Source organism: Amycolatopsis taiwanensis DSM 45107 (assembly GCF_000519205.1).
GTDB lineage: Bacteria > Actinomycetota > Actinomycetes > Mycobacteriales > Pseudonocardiaceae > Amycolatopsis_E > Amycolatopsis_E taiwanensis.
The window spans coordinates 1-4,938 of record NZ_JAFB01000071.1 but is presented as its reverse complement, the minus strand read 5'-3'; the positions used below and the strand labels follow the sequence as shown (position 1 = coordinate 4,938).

5 protein-coding genes and 2 pseudogenes are annotated in these 4,938 nt (G+C 66.2%); 2 read left to right on the top strand and 5 right to left on the bottom strand.

All coding sequences use genetic code 11. The features are described 5' to 3' along the window. On the top strand, positions 1–265 hold a 265-nt coding region (locus tag A3CU_RS0134695; protein ID WP_027946092.1), incomplete at its 5' end, for a transposase. A 73-nt stretch (positions 266–338) separates the two neighbouring features. Here A3CU_RS0134695 and A3CU_RS0134690 read toward each other — a convergent pair. From A3CU_RS0134690 to A3CU_RS55965, 5 genes and pseudogenes are all read right to left on the bottom strand, one after another. Beyond that, positions 339–1,646 carry a cryptochrome/photolyase family protein gene (locus A3CU_RS0134690; protein ID WP_027946091.1) on the bottom strand — a complete coding sequence of 436 codons (1,308 nt, stop codon included), beginning with the start codon at positions 1,644–1,646 and terminating at the stop codon, positions 339–341. 104 nt (positions 1,647–1,750) lie between these two features. Further along, positions 1,751–1,942 (bottom strand): annotated as a pseudogene (locus A3CU_RS51835) (DUF2867 domain-containing protein); the annotation flags it as partial. 629 nt (positions 1,943–2,571) lie between these two features. After that, positions 2,572–2,736, bottom strand: a complete 165-nt coding sequence (locus A3CU_RS53065) for a hypothetical protein (RefSeq protein WP_156960725.1) — start codon at positions 2,734–2,736, stop codon at positions 2,572–2,574. A 1,007-nt stretch (positions 2,737–3,743) separates the two neighbouring features. Continuing rightward, positions 3,744–4,229, bottom strand: coding sequence for a GIY-YIG nuclease family protein (locus A3CU_RS55970; protein ID WP_483756963.1), 486 nt, complete (start codon positions 4,227–4,229; stop codon positions 3,744–3,746). A 129-nt stretch (positions 4,230–4,358) separates the two neighbouring features. Next, positions 4,359–4,673: pseudogene (locus tag A3CU_RS55965) on the bottom strand (SNIPE associated domain-containing protein); the annotation flags it as partial. 66 nt (positions 4,674–4,739) lie between these two features. Between A3CU_RS55965 and A3CU_RS0134670 the strand changes: the two are divergent. After that, the coding region (locus A3CU_RS0134670; RefSeq protein ID WP_027944686.1) for a helix-turn-helix domain-containing protein at positions 4,740–4,938 on the top strand (199 nt) is incomplete at its 3' end.

Sequence of the window (4,938 nt, the reverse complement as noted above, 5' to 3'; positions counted from 1 at the left end):
CCACATCAGCACTGCGATGCGCCAGCTGGTCGCTGCCCGGGACTGGCTGCACGTCATCCAGCTACCCGCCTACGCCCCCGACCTCAACCCGATCGAAAGCGTCTGGTCCCACGTCAAACGCAGCCTGGGCAACCTCGCCGTCACCACCGTGGACCACCTCGCCGCGATCGTGCGCAACCGACTCAAACGCATCCAATACCGACCGAACCTGCTGACCAGCTTCCTCGCCCAAACCGGCCTCACCCTCGAACCCGAGCCACCCTAACCCTGACCATTCAACCTCTGTAGCGGACATCGCGCGGGAGCTGGAAGCCAGGCTTCTTGGCGGGCACCCGCGTTCAGTGCGCGCGGGCAGCGAGAAAGCGGGTACGGGCCCCGGCGAGGTCGACGATCGGGGCGGGATAGCCGCGGCGTTCCCGCGCTGGCAGCCGCCATGGCTGGTGGATGCGTTCGGCCGGCAGGTGAGCGAGTTCGGGCACGTATCGCCGCACGTAGTCACCGTGCGAGTCGTAACGTTCGGCTTGTCGTAGTGGGTTGAGCACCCGGTTGGGCCGGGTATCGGTGCCGGTGCCGGCCACCCACTGCCAGTTGAGACAGTTGTTGGCCACGTCGCCATCGAGCAAATGGGCGAAGAAGTGCGCGGCGCCAGCGCGCCAGTCCAGATACAGCGTCTTGGTCAGGAACGAGCCGACGATCAGGCGGGCGCGGTTGTGCATCCACCCCTCCGCCAGCAACTGCCGCATGCCGGCGTCGACGATGGGAATACCGGTGCGGCCTTCCTGCCAGGCCCTCAGCGCCCCCCTGTCGTCGCGCCAGCGATCGCCGTGGGGACGGTAGTCCCGTCGCGCCGCGTCAGGTCGTGCCGCGAGCACCTGCTGATAGAAGTCCCGCCAAGCCAGCTGTCGGATGAACGCACGCGCGCCTGCGGATTGGCCCGCCGACCGGGCCAGTTCCAGCGCCGAGACGCAACCCAGATGCAGGTGCGGCGACAGCCGGGAGGTGCTGTACGCGGCGAGCGCGTCGTGCTGATCGGCGTAGTCGCGCACACCGGCGGCGAGCCAGGCGGAAGCACGGTGCCTGCCCGCGGTCTCGCCGCCGTCTCCGGTCACCCTCGGCACAGGGCCGGAGCGCACCCCCTGTGGAAGCGAGATGCGTCGTGGGGCAGGGACGGCCTCTCGCCACCGCACCTCAAGCCAACGCCGGTAGTAGGCGCTAAAGACCGCGAAGTGGTCCTTGCCCTCTGGGACCACTTCGCCCGGGGGTACGACGCTGTGGACGTCGTGGTGCACCCACAGGCGACGGCCGAGGGCCGCGCGTAGCCGTTCCTGCCGAGCCGTGGCGAAGGCAGACACATCGCTTGCAACGTGTACCCGCTCAACGCGGGCATCCTCGGCGATCCGGCAGACCTCCTCGGCCGGGTCGCCGTCGCATACCACGAGCCGGCCACCGATCCGCCGTAGACCCTCGTCCAGGTCGGCCAGGCTCTCGTCGACGAACCTGGCCTTGCCCCTGCCGAAGGCGGCACTGATGCGCCGATCTCGTACGAACAGCGGCATGACGTAGTCGGCGCCACGCGCAGCGGCGGCCAGCATCGGGTTGTCCCGCACCCGCAGGTCACGGGTGAACAGGGCGATCGTCGTCGTCATGCGCGCCGCCTTGCCGCGGCGGCGAAGGGGTACCGGCCGTGTTCGCCGCCGATCGCCTCGATCACGCGCCACAGTTTCTCTTGGCAGGTGTCGGTGTGCAGCTCACTGATAGGCTGGACGCGGTTGCGCACCCAACGGGGGGTGATCATCACGGGCAGCCGCTCGGTGAGGTACCGGAGCATCTCAAAGCTGGCGGACCCCGAGCCGATGACGATCGCCGCGTTGAGCACCGCGGTCGGCACGCCGGATGCGAGGAGGATTTCGCAGACCTCCTTACGCGAGGACAAGTGCGGGGACTCCGCACACCCCGATCGTGCCTCAGCCATCCGCGCCACGCAGAACAGACGCGCCCCCGTTCGGCTCCAAGCCAGAGGTTCGCCAAGATGCGCGGCAAGCTTGATGGTCAACCAACACCTGTCCCCGCCAACCCGGTCCGCAAACGCCGCCGCGGCCGACGTGCCCGCACACTCACCCCGGAAAAAATCTGGGCCACCCCAGAACAGGTCGTCCGCATCGCCGAACAAGCCGCAACCCTCGGCGGCCGCATCGCCTACCTGTTGATCATTACCGCCGCCTGGACCGGCTGCCGCTGGGGCGAACTCACCGGCCTCCATCGCAGCAACGTCGACCTCGACCACGCCGTGCTCACTATCGGCCCCTGGATGGGAGCGCTGCACGAATCCAGCCACCATCGCCGGCTCGGCCCACCCAAAGTTCCTCCGCAGCCCGGTGCATCTCCCTGCCGCCGTTCCTCGTCGACCTGCTGCACGAACACCTGGAGACACATCCGTTCGAATTCGTGTTCACCACTCCCTCGGGCGTCTGACCGTGGCGCTCGACGTTCATCCGCCGGGTGTTCCGGCCCGCCGTCGACGGCAACCGACACGGCCTCCACCCCATCCGACGCGGCCTGACCTTTCACGGACTACGCCACAGCCACAAAACCTGGCTCATCGCCGACAACATCCCCGAGATCGCCCAAGCCCGCCGACTCGGACACCGCCTCGACAACCGCATCATCGAGACCTACAGTCACGTCGCCCCCGAACTCGAACACCGGCTCCTCACCGCACTCGAACACCGCTGGCACGCCGCCACCCATCTCGACCCACCGCCTGCGCCGGAACCGACGACCCCCCACTCGCCCCGGTTGTCCCCCTCTTCGCCGGAACATGGGACATGGCCGGCAAATGCCGGAAACACCAGCGCAGCCAACGCAAACGCCTTCACACACGTGCAACCCGCCCCACCACGGCGCCCCAGAAATGCCCCACCAGGGACAACCATGCGACAATCACGACGATCACACAAGATCATTCACAGACACAAGAAAACCCCTCCGACCAGCACCAACGGCTGAATCAAAGGGGTCCGCTACGATGTGGAGCTAAGGGGACTCGAACCCCTGACCCCCTCACTGCCAGCGAGGTAGACCTCACTCTAAGTCTGCAGGCCGCCGGTAGCACCACGGGAAGCCGCCGGTCAAACACTGCCGTTCACCGCAGTTGGGTTCCGGTCCGTGCGGTTCAGCACGCGCCCGTGCTCCAGGTTTGCTCCACGTACACCAGCGTGAACACCTCATGCGTTGGGCGTGGGCCGTGCGCGACCGCCAGTCCATTCCGGTTCTGCAGGACGGTCGCTAGCCCGTTGGCCGTGTCGATTATCGCTGGTTGTTGGTGGCCACGCGGTAGAAGACGCCGTCGGCGAGGACGAGCATGCTCAGGTTGGTGATGCCAGGTTTGGCGACCGCACGTCACCCCGGTTGCGGTGTCCGGCCGGGCCGGCGCCCTGCAGATCGAGCCCATCGGTGATCTGGCGGTGCGGGCGTTGGGGCCTATCCTTCCACTGCGGACTTCACCCTCGGTTGTGGTGGGCCGGAGTTGGGCCAGCGGGCGGACCTGGCGCCGGCGGGGTGTTGCCCGGCCAGGACCGACCGGTGCGCCCAAAGGGGTGTCGAGACCACTGTGGTGGCCGCGGACAGCGTGCTTTCCGGCTGGGCATCGGAGACAGGCGGCCACGTTGTGGTGGTGGGTGGATCGGACACGATCGTCGGCGGGGGCCTGGCCGGCCTGGCGGTCGACGCCAACCGGCTCGCCTCTATATCCGGTCAGGCCACGCCGATCGGCTCTGGAAGTACTGCGATGCCTCCGGCTTGTCGGTGAACTCAAGTAGGTTGCCGAGCTTCTCTGCCAAGGCCGCACGAATTTCCTGCGGGGTGATGAAGAAGAACTCTCGGCGGAGGTTGACCCGGTTGAGACGACGATCGGCGAACGTCTTGTGCAGCTCGTTCTCAAGCGCGACCGCATCTTCCGAAAAATGGAGCAGGTGAGTATCAAAGGGGAACGGAACCGAGGCGTCACCGAGCTCCACGATCCGGTCTCGAGGTTCGAGTCGCCGAGTCATTCCGATCTTCACGACGTTCTCGCCGAAGGCACCGATGTTACTGATGACGTAAACGTAGCCCGCTCGGATGTTGGCGATGCGGTAGTCGTTCTTCGCTATCGCGTCATCGATAGCGGCCAAGCGTCGACGCAGCTCATCGGCCTGCTCTTGCTTGTCCTGTTGATCGAGCTTCGCCAACACGTTGTTGTAGTGGGTGCGTTCCTTATCCAGTCGCTCACGTTCGGCCTGTAGCTCGGCCTCGGCTCGGCGCTCCTCGCGTAACCGTTCACGCTCGGCCCTGGCAGCTTCGCGTTCCTCTTGCACCTTGATCTGGTAGTCGCCTGTCAGCTCGATCTCGCGAAGGCGAAGGCGATGGTAGTCAGGAGCTACGCGCATTTCCATCATCTTGCCGAGTTTCGCGATCGACTCGACCGATCGGTCGAGTCGCTGCTTCGCCGAGGCAACCGTGCCCGCACGAACTGACCGGACGCAGTTGTCGGCCTCCGCGTTGTAGGCCCGCAGCATCAGTTTTGACAAATCAGCCGTCATCTTTCGGCCCTGTGCCAGCGAGTTGTTGTAGGCGAACCGTTCGGCCGCGAGGACCGCGGCGTTGCTCTTGACGAATTCCTTGATCGCCTGGCGAACCTCGGCTACAGAGGTTGAATTGTCAGGATTTGATCACGGCGTGTCGGGCTGACATTGGCTGGTCGGGTGCTGTATCTGGTTCGGGTGCGTTATCCCGATGGTGGTGGGCTGACGGCCGAGGGCCGGGCCCGGCGTGAGGTGGTTCGGTTGCAGGCGGCGGAGATGCTGGCCCAGGAGGTTGCGGTGCCGGAGATCGCCAGACGGCTGCGGGTGTCGCAGAATGCGGTGTATGTGTGGCGGCGGCGCTGGCTGGCCGAGGGTGAGG

What these genes read in the sequence shown, in the direction of transcription:
- A3CU_RS0134690 (WP_027946091.1), bottom strand. Translation starts at nt 1,646, where the DNA reads ATGACGACGACGATCGCCCTGTTCACCCGTGACCTGCGGGTGCGGGAC.